Annotated in this window: 17 protein-coding genes; 11 read left to right on the plus strand and 6 right to left on the minus strand. The window is 62.0% G+C overall.

From position 1 onward, the window contains the following. Positions 1–53 precede the first annotated feature (53 nt). Both ABIB36_RS01885 and ABIB36_RS01890 read left to right on the plus strand, forming a co-directional pair. Positions 54–548 (plus strand): DUF6764 family protein, encoded by a 495-nt coding sequence (locus tag ABIB36_RS01885; protein ID WP_256895625.1) that lies wholly within the window; start codon positions 54–56, stop codon positions 546–548. A 141-nt stretch (positions 549–689) separates the two neighbouring features. Further along, on the plus strand, positions 690–1160 hold the full coding sequence (locus tag ABIB36_RS01890) for a MarR family winged helix-turn-helix transcriptional regulator (protein WP_084347020.1): 471 nt from the start codon (positions 690–692) through the stop codon (positions 1158–1160). A gap of 233 nt (positions 1161–1393) precedes the next feature. Here ABIB36_RS01890 and ABIB36_RS01895 read toward each other — a convergent pair whose 3' ends face one another. Then, positions 1394–2401: a hemolysin family protein gene (locus ABIB36_RS01895; protein ID WP_084347019.1), complete on the minus strand. Its 1008-nt coding sequence runs from the start codon at positions 2399–2401 to the stop codon at positions 1394–1396. After that, the gene (locus tag ABIB36_RS01900; RefSeq protein WP_084347018.1) at positions 2398–3810 is read right to left on the minus strand and encodes a hemolysin family protein; all 1413 of its coding nucleotides are present in this window, start codon (positions 3808–3810) and stop codon (positions 2398–2400) included. The genes ABIB36_RS01895 and ABIB36_RS01900 overlap by 4 nt, the downstream gene beginning before the upstream one ends. A gap of 379 nt (positions 3811–4189) precedes the next feature. Here ABIB36_RS01900 and ABIB36_RS01905 point away from each other — a divergent pair, with 379 nt between their 5' ends. From ABIB36_RS01905 to ABIB36_RS01945, 9 genes are all read left to right on the plus strand, one after another. Then, positions 4190–5260: an ABC transporter substrate-binding protein gene (locus ABIB36_RS01905; protein ID WP_084347017.1), complete on the plus strand. Its 1071-nt coding sequence runs from the start codon at positions 4190–4192 to the stop codon at positions 5258–5260. Between the two features lies 1 nt (position 5261). After that, the gene (locus tag ABIB36_RS01910) at positions 5262–6119 is read left to right on the plus strand and encodes an ABC transporter permease (protein WP_354558979.1); all 858 of its coding nucleotides are present in this window, start codon (positions 5262–5264) and stop codon (positions 6117–6119) included. After that, on the plus strand, positions 6098–6862 hold the full coding sequence (locus ABIB36_RS01915; protein WP_084347015.1) for an ABC transporter ATP-binding protein: 765 nt from the start codon (positions 6098–6100) through the stop codon (positions 6860–6862). The genes ABIB36_RS01910 and ABIB36_RS01915 overlap by 22 nt, the downstream gene beginning before the upstream one ends. After that, the gene (locus tag ABIB36_RS01920; protein WP_084347014.1) at positions 6859–8196 is read left to right on the plus strand and encodes an LLM class flavin-dependent oxidoreductase; all 1338 of its coding nucleotides are present in this window, start codon (positions 6859–6861) and stop codon (positions 8194–8196) included. Before ABIB36_RS01915 ends, ABIB36_RS01920 begins: the two co-directional genes overlap by 4 nt. A 74-nt stretch (positions 8197–8270) precedes the next feature. Beyond that, entirely contained in the window at positions 8271–8738 is a 468-nt protein-coding gene (locus tag ABIB36_RS01925; RefSeq protein WP_354558980.1) for an SRPBCC family protein, read from the plus strand. Positions 8739–8874: 136 nt separating this feature from the next. Continuing rightward, positions 8875–10095 (plus strand): alkane 1-monooxygenase, encoded by a 1221-nt coding sequence (locus ABIB36_RS01930; protein WP_354559291.1) that lies wholly within the window; start codon positions 8875–8877, stop codon positions 10093–10095. Then, positions 10095–10262 (plus strand): rubredoxin, encoded by a 168-nt coding sequence (locus tag ABIB36_RS01935; RefSeq protein ID WP_084347011.1) that lies wholly within the window; start codon positions 10095–10097, stop codon positions 10260–10262. The genes ABIB36_RS01930 and ABIB36_RS01935 overlap by 1 nt, the downstream gene beginning before the upstream one ends. A 1-nt stretch (position 10263) precedes the next feature. Next, positions 10264–10449, plus strand: a complete 186-nt coding sequence (locus tag ABIB36_RS01940; protein WP_084347010.1) for a rubredoxin — start codon at positions 10264–10266, stop codon at positions 10447–10449. A gap of 23 nt (positions 10450–10472) precedes the next feature. Continuing rightward, on the plus strand, positions 10473–11087 hold the full coding sequence (locus ABIB36_RS01945) for a TetR/AcrR family transcriptional regulator (protein WP_373270536.1): 615 nt from the start codon (positions 10473–10475) through the stop codon (positions 11085–11087). Here the strand turns inward: ABIB36_RS01945 and ABIB36_RS01950 are convergent. The 4 genes from ABIB36_RS01950 to ABIB36_RS01965 form a co-directional block, all read right to left on the minus strand. Continuing rightward, positions 11043–13223 carry a thiamine pyrophosphate-dependent enzyme gene (locus tag ABIB36_RS01950; RefSeq protein WP_354558981.1) on the minus strand — a complete coding sequence of 727 codons (2181 nt, stop codon included), beginning with the start codon at positions 13221–13223 and terminating at the stop codon, positions 11043–11045. The genes ABIB36_RS01945 and ABIB36_RS01950 overlap by 45 nt on opposite strands. Before the next feature lie 68 nt (positions 13224–13291). Beyond that, positions 13292–14053 carry a TauD/TfdA dioxygenase family protein gene (locus tag ABIB36_RS01955; RefSeq protein ID WP_084347007.1) on the minus strand — a complete coding sequence of 254 codons (762 nt, stop codon included), beginning with the start codon at positions 14051–14053 and terminating at the stop codon, positions 13292–13294. Beyond that, entirely contained in the window at positions 14053–15087 is a 1035-nt protein-coding gene (locus tag ABIB36_RS01960) for a D-alanine--D-alanine ligase family protein (protein WP_084347006.1), read from the minus strand. The genes ABIB36_RS01955 and ABIB36_RS01960 overlap by 1 nt, the downstream gene beginning before the upstream one ends. Continuing rightward, the gene (locus ABIB36_RS01965) at positions 15087–16397 is read right to left on the minus strand and encodes an ATP-grasp domain-containing protein (protein ID WP_084347110.1); all 1311 of its coding nucleotides are present in this window, start codon (positions 16395–16397) and stop codon (positions 15087–15089) included. Before ABIB36_RS01965 ends, ABIB36_RS01960 begins: the two co-directional genes overlap by 1 nt. Position 16398 lies beyond the last annotated feature (1 nt).

Below are 16398 nucleotides of genomic sequence, written 5' to 3' on the forward strand. Positions count from 1 at the left end.
GACACCAGTTCCACGCAGCCCGCCTTTACCAACGACCTATCGGGAGGCTCGACATGTCCACAGCCAGCATGACAGCAGTGAAGAGAAGTCTGGGCGGCGTAGCAGCCATCGGCACAGCACTGGCGTTCGCCGCACTCGTTCCCGCGACGGCGTCCGCCGCACCGGTCGGATGTACGACCGCACCGGGTGGCAATGCTGAAGCGTCGCTGGTCGGAAACTCCCAGTGCGACAGTCAGGCCGACGCCACCAGCGCGGCAGCCGGATACGGTTTCGAGGGCTGGGGATCTGCCACCGCCATGGCGAACGCAGCAGCACTCGCTCTCGGATTCAACGGCGGCACCGCGGTGGCGGACGGCGCGGCAGGCGGAGGACCGGCCGCGATCGCATTCGGACCGGGCAGCGTCGCGGACAACTCGGCCGCCGGGCTGGGGCTGTCCATCGCGATTGCCGGCCCGGGTGCCACCATCACACTGACCCCCACCGGGGCCGTATGCCAGGGACCCGGCATCGCCGGGAGCTTCACCACCCTGCAGGGCTGCATCGGCTGACCTGATCTCAGCACAGGTTTCACGATGAACGCTACGTTCTCGCGCTCGGCACCCGAGCGCGAGAACGTAGTTGTATTCACGCAGGTCCAGCGGCGATTAAGCTACCGACATGCGTACCGATTGCGTGCAGCAGGCGGATAGATGAGCACCTCGGAGTTCAGCGAGGCGATGCTCGCTTTGACGAGAAGGTTGCGCAAGCAGCGGCCGGTGCATTACCTGACGCCGAGTCAGATGCAGATTCTCGGCGACGTCGAGCGAAGCGGCGGATCGAGCGCCCCCGTCGACCTCGCTGCGATGCAGGGCGTGCGTATCCAGTCGCTGACGAGTAATCTCAACGCCCTCGAAGCCGAGGGTTTGGTGACCCGCACCCCGGACACCACCGATCGGCGAAGATTGTTGATCGTCATGACCGCCGCAGGAACGACCCTCGTCGCAGCGGACCGTGCCCAGCGCGACAAGTGGCTCGCCGACGCGATGGACGGGGAGCTCACTCAGCTCGAACGCGACGTCCTTCATCTATCGGCTCCCATCCTCTGGAAACTCGCCCGACGGGCGGATTCCACCGGGGTGATTGACCTTCCGGCGAGGCTCGTGAACCATGTAGAGCGTTAACCCCTGAAGTGGCGCCTGTGCCGCGAACAACGAGGAGCTCGAGCGAGATGATGTCCTACCTTCTGTATGACCTGTTACTCCCCCAGGTCGGCCACGACGTTGCAACCTATTGGGCAACGCTGCTGGTCATCAATCCAATCTGACACGCTCGAGAAACAACCACTCGGCCCTCGCGGGAGATATTCCAGCGAGGGCCGAGTTCTTTTGTGTTCTCATGCCTTCGGGAGTCGTCTTCAGACGGGCGAAGTAGCAGTCGGCAACAGCCGAGAGAGGACATCGGAGAGCGTCACCACCCCTAGTGTCTGCCCTCCTTCGACGACGAGCGCAAGATGATTGCTCGTTTCGCGCATCGAAGCCAGTGCGACGTACACCGGAGTGTCGACCTGCAAGGTGAGTACCGGGCGAGTGATTTCGGAGAGGGTGACATCGCCGTTGAGAGTGTCGCGAACATGAACCACTCCGCTGACGATCTCACTGTCGCGCACGAGAATGCGGAGGTGTCCCGACTCGATCGACGCTGCTCGGACGTCCGCGATCGTCGCTGCCGAGGACACCGACACGGGCAGACCCGGCGACATCAGAAGGTCACGAACCACCAGCTTCTGCAGATCCAGCGCGCCGGAAATCTGCGCCGAGTAACTGCTGTCCAGCGCTCCGACGTTGACGGAGTGTTCCACCAACTGGCGCAGGTCCTCGGCGTTCTGTCCCGAGGCGAGCTGTCCCGATGGTTCGACGCCGACCTTGCGCAGGCACCAGTTCGCCATACCGTTGAGAGCGAGAAGCATCGGGCGAGTCAGCCACATGAATCCTCGCATCGGAATTGCCAGCAACGTCGCGGACCGTTCCGGATGCGCGATGGCCCACGACTTCGGGGCCATTTCGCCGACCACCAGATGAAGAAAGGTGACGATGATGAGCGCAAGCACGAAACCGGCCACGTCCGACACCCAGTACGCGATTCCCCAGGACTCGAAAGCTGGTGTGAGCCAATGGTGAACGGCTGGTTTGGTGGTGGCGCCGAGCGCCAACGTGCACAGGGTGATGCCGAGCTGTGAACCTGCCAGCAGCACCGTCAGTTCACTCGAACTACGCAGGGCCGCACGTGCCGACCTGCTGGTGCTCGCCGCATCCTCGAGCCGGTGGCGTTTTGCCGCAAGCAGCGCGAACTCGACGGCGACGAAGAAGGCACTTGCAGCGATCAGACCGACAGTGACCGCCAGTACGATCCACGGATCACTCATCGGTGGGAATCCTTTTCTCTGTCATCGAAGCAGTCGGCATCGCCGCTACGCGAATCACGTTGTCTCAGCTGAAGGCTGACCACCGATGGGACGTAGTTGTCGATCTTGCGCACCTCGAGCACCACGTATCGCTCGGGCACTTCGTCGTCGTCGTTCACCAGGTCGGCCGAATCGGCTGGCAACTCGACCTCCACTATGGTTCCGACGCTGGGCAAAGCTCCATGATGGGAGATGATCAAACCGGCGATGGTCTCGTAGTCACCGCCGGGCAGATCGTGATCGATGGAGCGTTCGACCTCGTCGATGTGAACCTCACCGCTCATCGTCCAAGTACCGTCCTCGGCTGCAATCGGAGTCGGATCGACCTCATCACTGTCGTGCTCGTCGGTGATCTCCCCGACGAGCTCCTCGGCCAGGTCCTCGATGGTGATGACACCGGTCAAACCGCCGTATTCATCGATCACACAGGCGAGCTCGTTGTTCGAAGACTGTAATTCGAGCACAGCGTCGGGAAGTGACTGTGTCTCCGGCAGAATCAAGGCCGGGCGAACGAACTCGCGGACTTCGGCGTCCGGCCGATCGACGGCGATCAGAATGTCCTGCAGATGCACCACACCCACGATGCCGTCGTCCTCGTCCAGCACTGGATAGCGAGAATGTTCGTGACCCATCGATGCCGTGACACTTGCCAGCGAATCGTGGGCACGCACGGTCGCAGCACGCGATCGCGGAATCATCGCATGCTCGACGGTTCGCGTCGGGAAGTCGAGGATGCGATCGAGGAGATCTGACAGTTCGTCGGGCAGATCACCGGAACCTCGCGACTCGGCAACGATATGTTCGAGGTCACGAAGCGTCGCAGAGTGTTCGACGTCGTGCACCGGCTCGATCTTCAGCGCTTTCAGCAGCAGATTCGATGCCTGGTCGAAGATGGTGATCAGCCATCCGAAAAGCTTGAGATACATCGTTGTCGACAAGGACAGCCAGCGTGCGACCGGCTCGGGCCGGGCGATCGCGAAGTTCTTGGGAAACAGCTCGCCGAACAACATCTGGACGAACGTCGAGAAGAGCAGCGCTACTACGGCACCGATACCTATTCCGACCGCGGTCGGAATACCGACCCCTCCGAGCATTGCGCCCAGGGATTGTCCGATGAGCGGCTCTGCCACGTAACCGACGAGAAGTCCGGTCACCGTGATCCCGAGTTGCGCGCCGGAAAGCATGAACGACGTGCGTTTGGTGACCTCGAGCGTGCGCCGCGCGCCCGTGTCGCCGGCCTCGGCGCGAGCTTTGAGTCGAGAGCGGTCGACCGTCATGTAAGCGAATTCCTGCGCCACGAAATAGCCGGTGACGACCGTGATGAGGAAGACGACGAGGATACCGAGCAGGAGGGTGAGCACTTCGCTCATTCGCCGGACACCGCCTCGCACATTGTCGACATCGTGCGTGGAGCCGCGTCCGGCCCGGGTCTATCGCTGTCCATGAATCCTCTGCTTGTGGGCGGGGTGGTTTATCCGATCGTACCTGGCCCATTCGAATGCCAGATCGGGAACGAGCTCCAGACTTTCGATCACCGCGATTTCATAGCTTCCTGCGCCTGCGCCCTCCCCCTACTCTCGATTCGGTGAAGACGCTCAGGTACGGACGCAGCGCAGTGTGCGCCGCCGGATGCTCCGCTAGGGCCGAGTGTTGTCTCGGGTCGATTCCCGTCATCCACTCTCGCTGATTCTCGTTCGGCGCCTATCGCCAGTTGTCCGGCCATGTCCGGAAAACCAGTAAGGACTTCTCATGTCTCTCCATACCCATTCTTCGGCAACGCTCGACAGACGATTGTTCATTCGTGGGCTGATCGGTGGTGCCGCCGCACTCGGACTCGCGGGTTGCACTGGAACTGCCCGCCCTGCAACAGTTCTCACGAGCGAAAGCACCATCCCCACCGATTTCGCGCCCGATACCGCGTTGAAGATCTCGTCCCCGCTGGGTTCGGTGGCCCTGGCGTTGGGCTTGTCTTCGCTGAAAGACGAACTGCGCTTCCAGGTTCCGGAGTGGCCCAACATCACTGCAGGACCCGACGTCATCAATGCCTTCCGCTCCAAGTCCCTCGATGTCGCAACCAATGCCGGACTACCTCCGATCCAAGCCGAGTATCAGGGACTCGATGCGAAAATCGTGGCCGTGCAGTTGACGCGAACTCCCAACTACGCCTTTGCAACCAAGCCGGGGTCCGACATCGAGACCGTGAAGGACTTCGCCGGAAAGACGCTAGCGTTCTCACAGGGACAAGCCCAAGGCGCAGTCCTGCTGCGTGCTTTGGAAGAAGCCGGGATCGCCCAGTCGGATGTGACGCTGACAAATCTGACCAGCAATCAGTTTCTCACCGCATTGCAGTCCGGACAGGTCGACGTGGCAGTGCTGGGCAACTCCCAGGTGCCCAAGTATCTGGAGCAGTACCGAGCCGACGGCGCCAGGGTCATCACAACGGACGTGGTCGATCTGCTCAGCATCCTGTGGGCACCGACCACCGTGCTCGAAGACGGCGACAAGGCGGCGGCACTCACGTCCTACATCCCCATCTGGGCGCGCGCGAACATCTGGATCTGGGAGAACCCGGAGATCTGGGCTCAGAAGTTCTACGTCGAAACTCAGAATCTGGGGCCGGCCGACGCTCGAGCAGTGGTCGCGCTGGCCAACCGGCCCATCTACCCGCCCACCTGGGACGAGGCCATCGAATGGCAGCAGAAGAACATCGAACTGCTCTCCGCTGCGGGCTTCGTCGATTCGTTCGACGCCGAGACACTGTTCGACCGGCGATTCGAGAACATCCTCGCCGACGCGATCGACACCGAGTACCGGAGCTGATATGACAACACTTTCGCTACGCCCCACCCGCGCCACCACCGAACAAGCTGCTCCGACCGCCATCCCTACGCCCCCGACCGCTCGCCGAAAACGACTGGTGCCGAGACGATCCCCGCGGTGGGCACCGATTGCCGGCCCGGTCCTGATTCTCGGGCTCTGGAGCATCTCCTCGACCTACGAGTTGATCGACACTCGTATGTTGCCTGCCCCGTGGACCATCGCCGGAACCTTTCTCGACCTGTGGACGACCGGCACCCTCGTGGGTGACATCGCGACCTCGTTGCAACGGGCAGCGATCGGGTTCGGTCTCGGTCTCGCATTCGCGCTGGTGCTGTCGTTGCTGGCCGGTCTGACCCGAGTCGGCGACACCTTGATCGACGGCACGGTCCAGCTCAAGCGCGCGATTCCCACGCTCGGCCTCATTCCGCTGCTCATCCTGTGGCTCGGAATCGGTGAAAGCTTCAAGATCGTCATCATCGCGTTGAGCGTGTTCGTGCCGATCTACATCAATCTCGTTGCAGCACTGCAGGGTATCGATCACCGCTATGTCGAACTCGCGCAGGTTCTTCGACTGAACCGAACCCAGTTCATTCGGCAGGTGGTATTCCCCGGCGCGCTTCCAGGGTTGTTCATCGGACTTCGATTGGCGGTCAACATCTCCTGGCTCTCGCTCGTCGTACTCGAACAGATCAATGCCACGAGCGGACTCGGCTACATGATGTTCCAAGCGCAGAACTACGGCCAGATGGACGTCATCGTGGTCGGGCTCGTCATCTACGGAGTGTTCGGATTCGTCACCGACACCATCATTCGAACGATCGAAAGGAAGGCACTGTCATGGCGTCGCGGACTGCACTAGAGACCCCTGGGCAACTCGAAACTGGGCAACTCGGATTGAAGATCAGAGGATTGGTGCGAGAGTTCGGCACTCGGACCGTGCTCGACCACCTCGACATCGACATTCCGGCAGGGCAATTCGTCGCCCTGCTAGGCCGTAGCGGATCAGGAAAGAGCACGCTGCTCCGCGCAGTCGCCGAATTGGACGACGATGTTCTCGGTTCCGGCACCATCACCACCCCTGATCGGATCTCCATGGTGTTTCAAGACTCTCGGCTTCTGCCCTGGAAGCGTGTCCTCGACAACGTGCTGCTCGGCGCACCCGGGAGCGGGGTTCGTGCACGCGGAGTCGCCGCCCTCTCCGAGGTCGGACTCGGCGGGCGGGAGCGCACATGGCCGTCGGAGCTGTCCGGCGGCGAGGCCCAACGCGCTGCGCTGGCACGATCACTGGTGTGGGACCCCCAGCTCCTGCTCGCCGACGAACCTTTCGGAGCACTCGACGCCCTGACCCGCATCCGGATGCACAAATTGATCCGAGAACTGTGCCAACGACACCGCCCCACCGTTCTCCTCGTCACCCACGATGTCGACGAGGCAGTATCGCTCGCCGACCGCGTACTGGTGCTCGAAGACGGCCGAATCGGACTCGATCTCGCCATCGAACTCGACCGCCCCCGTGACCGAAAAAATCCACTGTTCGGCACCTATCGCGACGAGTTGCTCGCTGCCCTGGGTGTCGTCGATTCCATCGAGGTGTCCGCATGACCAAGCAGCTGCATCTGAACGCATTTCTGATGTCCACCGGCCATCACGAGGCCTCGTGGCGTCTACCCGAGAGCGATCCCGACGCCAACGGAAGCCTCGAGCATTACGTTCGACTGACGCGGACGGCCGAGCGTGGCCTGTTCGATTCCATATTCTTCGCAGACGGCCCGGTCCTGTATGCCGATGTCGGCCGCCGCCCATCCGGCGGTTTCGAACCGCTGACCCTGCTGTCGGCATTGGCCGTGGTCAGCGACAAGATCGGTCTCATCGCGACGGCGTCGACGTCGTACAACAGCCCGTACAACCTGGCGCGCAGGTTCGCCTCCATCGATCATCTCAGCGGTGGACGCGCGGGATGGAACATCGTCACCACTGCCGGCGGCGACGCAGCTCGTAATTTCGGTCTCGCGGACCAACCTTCGCACGCCGAACGCTATCGTCGCGCAAGAGAATTCGTCGAGATAGCCCAAAAGCTCTGGGACAGTTGGGAAGACGACGTGCAGGTGGCCGACAAGGCGTCGGGCATCTGGGGTGACGCAACGAAGATCCACCCACCACACCACCACGGTGAATTCTATTCCGTGGACGGTGCGCTCAACGTCGCTCGTAGCCCACAGGGCTATCCGCTGCTCGTGCAAGCGGGATCTTCCGCCGATGGACGTGCCTTCGCCGCGCAGTACGCCGAGGCCATCTTCACCGCTCAACAGACGCTCGCCGACGCGCAGGAGTTCTACGCCGACATCAAAGCGCAGACGGCGACTTTCGGACGCGATCCGGACGCCATCAAGGTGCTCCCCGGCATCGTCCCGGTACTCGGGAGCACCGAAGCAGAAGCCGAGGCCAAGGCTGCTGAATTGGAGAGCTACATCGTCCACGAATTCGCCCATGGCCAACTCGCGGATCTGCTGAAGGTCCCGATCGCAGACTTGCCTCTCGACGAGCAACTACCGTCCGACCTGCTACCCGAGGACGCTATCGAGGGTGCCAAGAGTCGCTACACCTTGATCGTCGATCTCGCTCGTCGCGAGAAGCTGACCGTCCGCCAACTGATCGGCCGGCTCGGTGGTGGACGTGGTCACCGTACGTTCACCGGGACTCCCGACCAGGTCGCCGATGCACTCGAGTCGTGGTTCGTCAGCGGCGCTGCAGACGGTTTCAACATCATGCCGCCCGTCCTGCCGTCGGGGCTGGACCTCTTCGTCGACCACGTCGTGCCGATCCTGCAGGCTCGGGGTTTGTTCCGTACCGAGTACACCGCGGACACTCTGCGCGGGCATTACGGACTCCCCAGGCCGGAAAACTCCAACGCTGTTGCAGGGCTGAAATCGGCCTGAGAGGAATATGCTCGATCGCTTCGGGTACATACGTGCGCGAGAGGTAACGCCACAAGACTGGAAGCGAGCTCCCTTTGACCGAACAACTGACGGTCCGACGCGTGATCGACGCCCCCGCAGCATCGATTTTCGCGGCCCTGGCGAATCCGGAACTACAGGCCGAGCTGGATGGATCGGAGATGTTGCAGGGCGCAATCGACCCGATGCCCCTGACTGCTGTGGACGAGATGTTCGCCATGGAGATGTATCAGCCTGCGATCGGTGAGTACGTCATGGAAAACACCGTGTTCGTCTTCGAGCAGGATCGCCGGATCGGGTGGATCCCCAACCGGAAGGGCATGGAGCCACGCGGAACCCGCTGGTCGTGGGAGCTCGACGCTGTTACCGACGATCGGACCGCGCTCACCCAGGTCTACGACTGGTCACGCGTCACCGATCCGGAGTTCCGCAGGGTTGCCGGGTTTCCGCGAGTGAAGGAGGAGCAGATCGTCGACACGATGCGCAAGCTCGCCCGGCATCTCGGAGTGCCGATCGAGGACTGAGACGAGAATTTCGCTGCGTCGACAAATCTCCCCATTTGTCCACCGGGTTTACATATCTGCTGTATTGTCATCTACTAAGTGACATGCACCACTTGTGATCCGCGTCAGATGAGGAGTTTGCGTCGTGGCAACCCAGATGAGTCCCCAGTCGAGCACCCCCATGGAGGAGTGGCACGACAAGAAGCGTTACCTATGGCTGATGGGACTCGTCCCGCCCACCGCCGTCTTCTTCGCCACCGCGATGATCTGGGTCTTCAACCAACTCGGCTGGTCCGCGGTCTCCCCCGTGCTGTGGTGGATCGGGCCGATCCTCGTCTACGGACTCTTGCCGGTGCTCGATCTGTTCTTCGGTCCGGACGGTCAGAATCCGCCCGACGAGGTCATGGAGCGCCTGGAGAACGACAAGTACTACCGCTACTGCACGTACATCTACATCCCCTTCCAGCTCGCGAGCCTCGTCTTCGCCTGCTACCTGTGGACAGCAGAGAACCTCAGCTGGCTCGGGATCGACGGCGGCCTCGGACTCGCCTCCAAGATCGGACTCGCCATCAGCATCGGCGTCGTGGGCGGCGTCGGAATCAACACGGCACACGAAATGGGACACAAGAAGCCGAGCCTCGAACGCTGGCTGTCCAAAGTCACACTGGCGCAAACGTTCTACGGGCACTTCTTCATCGAGCACAACCGCGGTCACCACGTTCGGGTCGCAACACCGGAAGACCCGGCGAGCTCGAAGTTCGGCGAAAGCTTCTGGCGCTTCCTCCCCCGCAGCGTGTGGGGAAGCCTGCGCTCGTCGTGGGAGCTGGAGAAGACGCGCATGGATCGACTCGGTAAGTCCACGTGGAACATCCGCAACGATGTCCTCAACGCATGGTTGATGTCGGTCGTGTTGTTCGGCGGACTCATCGCCGTGTTCGGCATCGGTATCGCGCCCTACCTGATTCTGCAGGCCGTCTACGGATTCGCGCTCCTCGAAACCGTCAACTACCTGGAACATTACGGGCTGCTACGCGGTAAGACGGCCTCCGGCCGATACGAGCGGTGCGCGCCGGAGCACAGTTGGAACTCCGATCACATCGTCACCAATATCTTCCTTTATCACCTTCAGCGGCACAGCGATCACCACGCGAACCCGACCCGCAGGTACCAGACCTTGCGCAGCATGGAAGGCGCACCGAACCTCCCGAGCGGTTACGCAAGCATGATCGCCCTCGCCTACTTCCCGCCCATCTGGCGAAAGGTGATGGACCACAGGGTGTTGGAGCACTACCTCGGTGACATCACCAACGTCAACATCGAACCGAGCAAGCGCGCGAAGATCCTTGCTCGCTACGGTGCGACTCCAGAGGCGCAGTGATGGCCAGTTACCAATGCCCCGTGTGCAACTTCGTCTACGACGAGACCGTCGGCGCACCGCGTGAAGGATTTCCGGCCGGCACCCCGTGGACCGACATTGCCGAAGACTGGCCGTGCCCGGACTGCGGCGTGCGAGAGAAGATCGACTTCGAACAGAAAGCAGACTGATATGTCCACCGATTTCAAGCTCTACCAATGCATCCAATGCGGATTCGAGTACGACGAGGAAGTCGGCTGGCCCGATGACGGCATCGAGCCGGGGACCAGATGGGAAGACATCCCGGAGGACTGGAGCTGTCCCGATTGTGGTGCCGCCAAGGCCGACTTCTTCATGGTCGAGATCAGCAGGCCGTGACGGCGGGCGGTAATGTCGACGAAGTGACCGTGCGACCGGAGACGACCAGCCCTTACAAGAGCGCTGTGACCAGCCTGATGCGCACCACCATCCTCGATGCGCTTCACTCTCTACTTCTCGAGCACACCTGGTCGAACGTCAACATGACGGACGTCGCCAAGACTGCGGGGGTCAGTCGCCAAACCCTCTACAAGGAGTTCGGCACCAGAAAGGGTTTGGCACAGGGCTACGCGTTGCGACTCACCGACACCTTCGTCTCGGCCGTCGACAGCGCAATCTATGCCAACGAGAACGACAGCCTTCGCACGTTGTATCTGGCCTTCGCCCAGTTTTTCGGTCGGAGCGCCACCGACCCACTCGTGTTGTCGATACTGACCGATGACCCACCACCGGATCTACTTCGTCTCGTCACCACCGAAAGCGGAATTCTGCTCGAACACGCCGCATCTCGACTTGCCGAGACCTTCGAGCACAGTTGGATTAGGGCCTCACCGCACAACGCCGACGTCCTCGGCCGTGCCGTCGTGCGGCTGGCGTTGAGCTATATATCGATGCCACCGTCGAATTCCGCCGACGTCGCCGCCGATATGGCGTCACTGCTCGCCCCCTTCGTCGACACCGTCAAAGATTCGGCCTGAAGCGTCGATGATGCCGTCCTCGGACAGCAGAACCTCGAGTGCCGCGTCGCCCAGGGGGATGAAGCTGTCCTTGCTCGCCACCCTGCGGACGATGCCGTCGAAGCCTGCGTCGGCCAGCGCCGCGATCACTCCTTCACCGACTCCGCCCGTGCTGCGAGTCTCGTCGGCCACCAGGACGCGACCGGTCGCACGAGCATGATGTTCGATGTCCGCGATGGGCAGCGGAGCGATCCAGCGTATATCCACCACGCGTACACCGATGCCGACCTTTTCGAGCTCCCGCGCACAGCGCAGGCTCATCCGGACACCGTTGCCGAACGTGACGATCGTCAGATCGTTTCCCTCGCCGTACACCCGCGCGCGGCCGACCTCCACGGGTTCGGTCGGATAGCTGCTCATCCACTCCCCGTCACCCTCGATGTACAGATCTTTGGTGTGATACAAGGCAATCGGCTCGAGAAAGACGCACACCGCACCGTGACGCACCGCTGCATCGGCGCAGGCAAGCAACATCGCGGCAGCATCGTCTGGCCGCGACGGCGACGCTATGACGATCCCGGGGATATCCCTCAGCGCTGCAACAGCATTGTCGTTGTGAAAGTGTCCGCCGAAGCCTTTCTGATAGCCGTAGGCAGCGATACGGACCACCATCGGGTTTCGGTACTGCCGATTCGAAAAGAACTGCAGTGTCGCCGCTTCACCCCGAATCTGATCAGCCGCGTTGTGCAGGTAGGCCAGATACTGAATCTCCGCAATCGGCAGCAATCCCGAAATGCCTGCTCCCGCAGCGAGTCCAAGTATCGCCTGCTCGTCGAGAACGGTGTCGAACACACGCGTAGGCCCCACGCTGTCCAGCAACCCGCGCGTGACGCCGTAGACCCCACCCTTCCTGGCGACATCCTCACCGAACAGAACAGCCTGCCGATAGCGTTCGAGAACCTCGAGCAACGCTCGGTTCACCGCCTGCGCCAACGTCAGCGGAGCCCCTGCCCCCGCCTCAATCGCTGCCGCAGACGATGTAGAGCCTGCCTGCGGCGTCGAGACGATGTCGCGCATCATCTCCGAAAGCGGCTTCATCACCTCCGCGGCGGAACCGAGGTGCGGTAGCTTCGCGATTTCACGTGCAGCCCCGATCACCTCAGCACGCTTGGCTTCGTAAAGCTCCAGCACGCCCTCGGCCGAGAGAGCGCCATTCTCGATCAACCACCGTGCCGTGCAGAGAACCGGATCTCGCGCATAGTCGGCAGAAATTTCCGAAGCTCCACGGTACGCAGATTCGACGTCGGATCCGGCGTGGCCCATCAAGCGGACGGTCCGCAGATGCAGAAAAGCCGGCTTGCGGTGCGTTCCCACCCACGTCGCTGCGGCCGTCGCCGTCGCGAGAACTTCGTGCAGGTCACTGCCGTCGGCGCAGAAGTATTCGAGCCCGCGGCGTTCGGCGAAGTTGGACGCGATCCAACCCGCCGGTGTCCGCACGCTGATTCCGATGCCGTTGTCCTCGCAGACGAACAGCAGCGGCAACGGCACGCCCTGATAAGCCGAGTGAACAGCGGTGTTGATGGCCCCCAGGGCCGTCGAATGGTTGGCCGACGCGTCGCCGAAACTGCAGAGCACGACAGCATCCGTAGGCCACGGTGAGGGCACACCGAGCTTTTTCGCTCGTGGAATCGAGAATGCGACGCCGACTGCGCGGGGAAGATGCGAGGCAATGGTCGAGGTCTGTGGAATGACGGCGAGATCGGCTCGGCCGAACACTTTGTGACGGCCACCGGACATCGGTTCGCTCGTCGCCGCGACGAGGCCTTCGAGGACGTCGCGTATCGGATCGCTACCACCGCCCTGGCGTGCACGTTCGAGGTAGAAGGCTCCCGAGCGGTAGTGCAACAACGCCGGGTCCGTCGGTCGTAGTGCACCGGCGACGGCTGCGTTGCTCTCGTGTCCGGCGCTACCGATCGTGTAGAAACCTCGGCCGATCGAGCGGAGCCAGCGCGCTGCGAGATCGAGATGTCTGCTGCCGAGTTGGGCGTCGAACAGCTCGAGGACGCGGTCGGTTTTCGCTGACCGGCTCACCGCGCTACTGCCCGAGCAGAGGGAACCGATTCGATCCAGAAAGTGCTCGTCGATCGGTTCGGCCATGGCTGATTCTAGCTATCGATGCGCTGGGCCACGCCTTTCTCGAACAGATCCCTCGGGCATAGCGGCGCTCAGCTCTCGGCCACCATTCCGCGGTGCATTACGCGGTCACCGACGACACCGCTGTGGTCCGCGCGGTGCATGACGCAGCGGTTGTCCCAGATGACGACGTCACCGGGTGACCACGAGTGCTCGAGCACGTTTTCCGGTCGTGTCGAGTGCTCCACGAGATGGCGGATCAGCGTTGCTGCTTCGGCTTCCGTCTTGCCGCTCACCGCCACACAGCGGGCAGGCGCGGAAAGGTACAGAGCCTTCCGTCCGGAGATCGGATGCACTCGGACCAGCGGATGCTTCGCTGACACATCCTCGAATCCTTCCAGTCCGGTCACCACGTGTGTGACAGTTCGCCCGTCGATGTCGGCGCGGATCTCGGCTGGCAAAGTGTCATAGGCGTCGTACTGATTACTGAACAGCGTCTGGCCGCCCGTGGTCGGGACTTGCACTGCTCGCAGCGAAGTGTAGGCAGGCGGGTGCTCGATGTAGGTGGTATCGACGTGAAACGTCGACTTCGGTGGGGTCGATCTTCCGACATTGCTGATCACGTTGAGATCGGGATAGCCATCGAGCGGGCTCTCCCCTTCGGTGAACATCAGCTCGCCGAAGGAACGAAGAAACGCCAGGAACTGGTCGTCGTCGATCTCGTGATCGGGCATGACTGCGACGCCGTGCCGAGCGAGAAGGGTCGCGAACTCCTCGACGTCTTCGGTAGTCGAACGGGCGGGGTCGACTTCGGTGATACGGACCCCGAACGGGTGCAGAATCTCGTGTTTCATCAGTTCACCTCGGCTATCGCCAGGGCGAACAGTTCGTCGAGGGGAATGCCTGCCGCCGCCGCCATGACGGCGATGACACTGCTCGGGGAATACGAGCAGTAGAGACCGGCTTCGAGGAACCACGGGTTTCCGTCTCGATCGATACGGAAATCGAACAAGCTGTACTGACGGCACCCCAGCGCGAGGTGGCATCGCCTGGCAGCATCGAAGACTTTCTCGGTGATGGGATCGTCGCTCTCGACCATCCAGGCGCGAGTGGACTCCTTGGCAACGAGGTACAGCTCACCGTCATCGGTCCGGTCGAGCTTGTCGGCACGGCCCCGGATCGGGTTCGACACCTCGTCGACGGCGTACTCCTCCAACGGTAGGCACACCAGGTCACCGTTGCGGACGATGATTCCGCAGCGCACTTCGCGGCCCAATTCGATATACGACTCGATGAGTGCCGATTGCGAGTACTTCAACGCTTCGTTCACTGCTGCGGCGAGTTCGGCCGGATCGCGAACCAGTGTCACACCCATCGAATTATCGGAATCGACGGGCTTGACCACGACCGGCACCATAGCCGTCGACAATTCTGTTCTCGTCAGGTCGCCGCGGGAAAGGAGAACCCCGGCGGGAACGGCGACGCCGGCTGCCGCGACGACAGCGCGGGCAATGTTCTTCTCTGCCGTCATCGCCATCACTTCAGGACGGTTCCCCACATACGGAATGCCGAGCAGTTCGAACAGCGAGCGGTACGTTGTCATCCCGGGCCTGCAGAACATCTGGGGAACGACGACGTCGATATGCCAGGTCGATATCTCCGAGATTGCGCGACTCAGCGATACAGGTTGCGCTGCTTCGATACTCGACGATTCAATGTTGTCCGGAAAGCGCCAGCACCCGTCCGGGGTGACGAACGCGATCCGAAGATTGTAGGCCGGGTTCTCGGCGAACGCATCGAGGAATCCCCCGGCGTAGACGCGCGAGAGATCGGCGTTGAAGTCGTCCACTGCCGAACCCGCCAGGACCAGTACCGATGTCGGTGACATCAGTCCCCTCCATTCTCGACGAGTTTGCCGATGTTGAAATCTATTCGCGTCCAACCTCGCCCGGACTTCAGGTTCTTCAGCAACAGCGAAGGAATCTGCAGGTGATGAACCAGCAGGTAGGGCAACGGGTCCCAACTTTCGTACACCGCATCGGTTCCGCTCAGAATCACCCGGAGTCGATGACTGCGCCGCGGCTCGGTGAGCAATCGCCAAAGTTCGTGATAGATCCAGTACGTCGGGCGCGAGGACTGGGTGGGTTCGGCGACCGAGTGACCGTCCTCGAGGTAGGCAGCAGCGAGATCCGGGTGGTCGTAGAACATCGTGATCGCCGAGTGCGTGCGCGGATTGCATTCGATCGCATAGGCATGCCCGTCCGAAGCCTCGATGAAATCGAAGGACAACTGGCCGGTGACGCCGAGCGTATTGACGAATGCCTCTACCCAGGAACGAATCTCGGGCTTGTCGATCATCTCGTAGTTGACCTGGAAAGCCGAGGACTCGCAGCATGCGTAGACCTGCAGCGCGCCGTTGCGCACGGTTCCGTGGGTGCAGTACTCCTGACCGGAGATGAACTCCTGCAAGATCCACGGGTCGTCCTCGGTCATGGCGAGGCTGCGTGCGAACTCGACATTCCGCTTCCGGGTGCTGCCGGACAAGCGCGTCAGATCCATCCGCCCGACGGGGTTGTAGGCGATACGTTTGAGGATGTACTCACGCCCAGGAGCGAAATCGAACGTCTCGATCTGCCGCGGGTCGGTGATCCGCTCCCAGTGCGGAACCCGTAGTCCCATCGACTCCGCCGTCTCCGAGAATCGCGATTTGTCGTCGAGCATGCGCACGGTGTCGGAGTCTGCGTGCACGACTTCGCAGTATCCGTCGAGTATCTTCCGCGCGTCGGCATCGTGGATACTCGCGGCCGGACTCGCCACCGGAACGAAGACGTCGACACCTTCTCGAACGACCACGTCGCGCAAGGCTTTCGCGTATCCGGGATCGGTGGGCTCCGGCACGCAATAGAAGCGATCGACTGCCCGTGAGAACCGATGTCCGGTGAACCGATACTTGGATGATTCGACGAGCACGACGCGGTGGCCGGCGAGATGGAACGACCGTGCCAGCTGGAGCGCTTTGGTCATTTTTCCACCACTGATCAGCACCGTCCGGCTCGCCGCACCCATCGGATGGACGCGCGGACCGAAGGGTGGATCGAAGCGCCGCGCCAGGGCATAGCCCACCACGGCAAGATCGAGTGGCAACGTGGCGAGCAAACCTGCCAACGCCCCGACCGTGCGTACCGTCGACGACGCCATG

This window comes from Rhodococcus sp. UYP9 (assembly GCF_040547235.1).
In the GTDB taxonomy this organism is placed as follows: domain Bacteria; phylum Actinomycetota; class Actinomycetes; order Mycobacteriales; family Mycobacteriaceae; genus Rhodococcoides.

Coding starts and splice junctions, on each gene's coding strand:
- ABIB36_RS01885 (WP_256895625.1), top strand. CDS start 54: ATGTCCACAGCCAGCATGACAGCAGTGAAGAGAAGTCTGGGCGGCGTA.
- ABIB36_RS01890 (WP_084347020.1), top strand. CDS start 690: ATGAGCACCTCGGAGTTCAGCGAGGCGATGCTCGCTTTGACGAGAAGG.
- ABIB36_RS01895 (WP_084347019.1), bottom strand. CDS start 2,401: ATGAGTGATCCGTGGATCGTACTGGCGGTCACTGTCGGTCTGATCGCT.
- ABIB36_RS01900 (WP_084347018.1), bottom strand. CDS start 3,810: ATGAGCGAAGTGCTCACCCTCCTGCTCGGTATCCTCGTCGTCTTCCTC.
- ABIB36_RS01905 (WP_084347017.1), top strand. CDS start 4,190: ATGTCTCTCCATACCCATTCTTCGGCAACGCTCGACAGACGATTGTTC.
- ABIB36_RS01910 (WP_354558979.1), top strand. CDS start 5,262: ATGACAACACTTTCGCTACGCCCCACCCGCGCCACCACCGAACAAGCT.
- ABIB36_RS01915 (WP_084347015.1), top strand. CDS start 6,098: ATGGCGTCGCGGACTGCACTAGAGACCCCTGGGCAACTCGAAACTGGG.
- ABIB36_RS01920 (WP_084347014.1), top strand. CDS start 6,859: ATGACCAAGCAGCTGCATCTGAACGCATTTCTGATGTCCACCGGCCAT.
- ABIB36_RS01930 (WP_354559291.1), top strand. CDS start 8,875: ATGAGTCCCCAGTCGAGCACCCCCATGGAGGAGTGGCACGACAAGAAG.
- ABIB36_RS01935 (WP_084347011.1), top strand. CDS start 10,095: ATGGCCAGTTACCAATGCCCCGTGTGCAACTTCGTCTACGACGAGACC.
- ABIB36_RS01940 (WP_084347010.1), top strand. CDS start 10,264: ATGTCCACCGATTTCAAGCTCTACCAATGCATCCAATGCGGATTCGAG.
- ABIB36_RS01950 (WP_354558981.1), bottom strand. CDS start 13,223: ATGGCCGAACCGATCGACGAGCACTTTCTGGATCGAATCGGTTCCCTC.
- ABIB36_RS01955 (WP_084347007.1), bottom strand. CDS start 14,053: ATGAAACACGAGATTCTGCACCCGTTCGGGGTCCGTATCACCGAAGTC.
- ABIB36_RS01960 (WP_084347006.1), bottom strand. CDS start 15,087: ATGTCACCGACATCGGTACTGGTCCTGGCGGGTTCGGCAGTGGACGAC.
- ABIB36_RS01965 (WP_084347110.1), bottom strand. CDS start 16,397: ATGGCGTCGTCGACGGTACGCACGGTCGGGGCGTTGGCAGGTTTGCTC.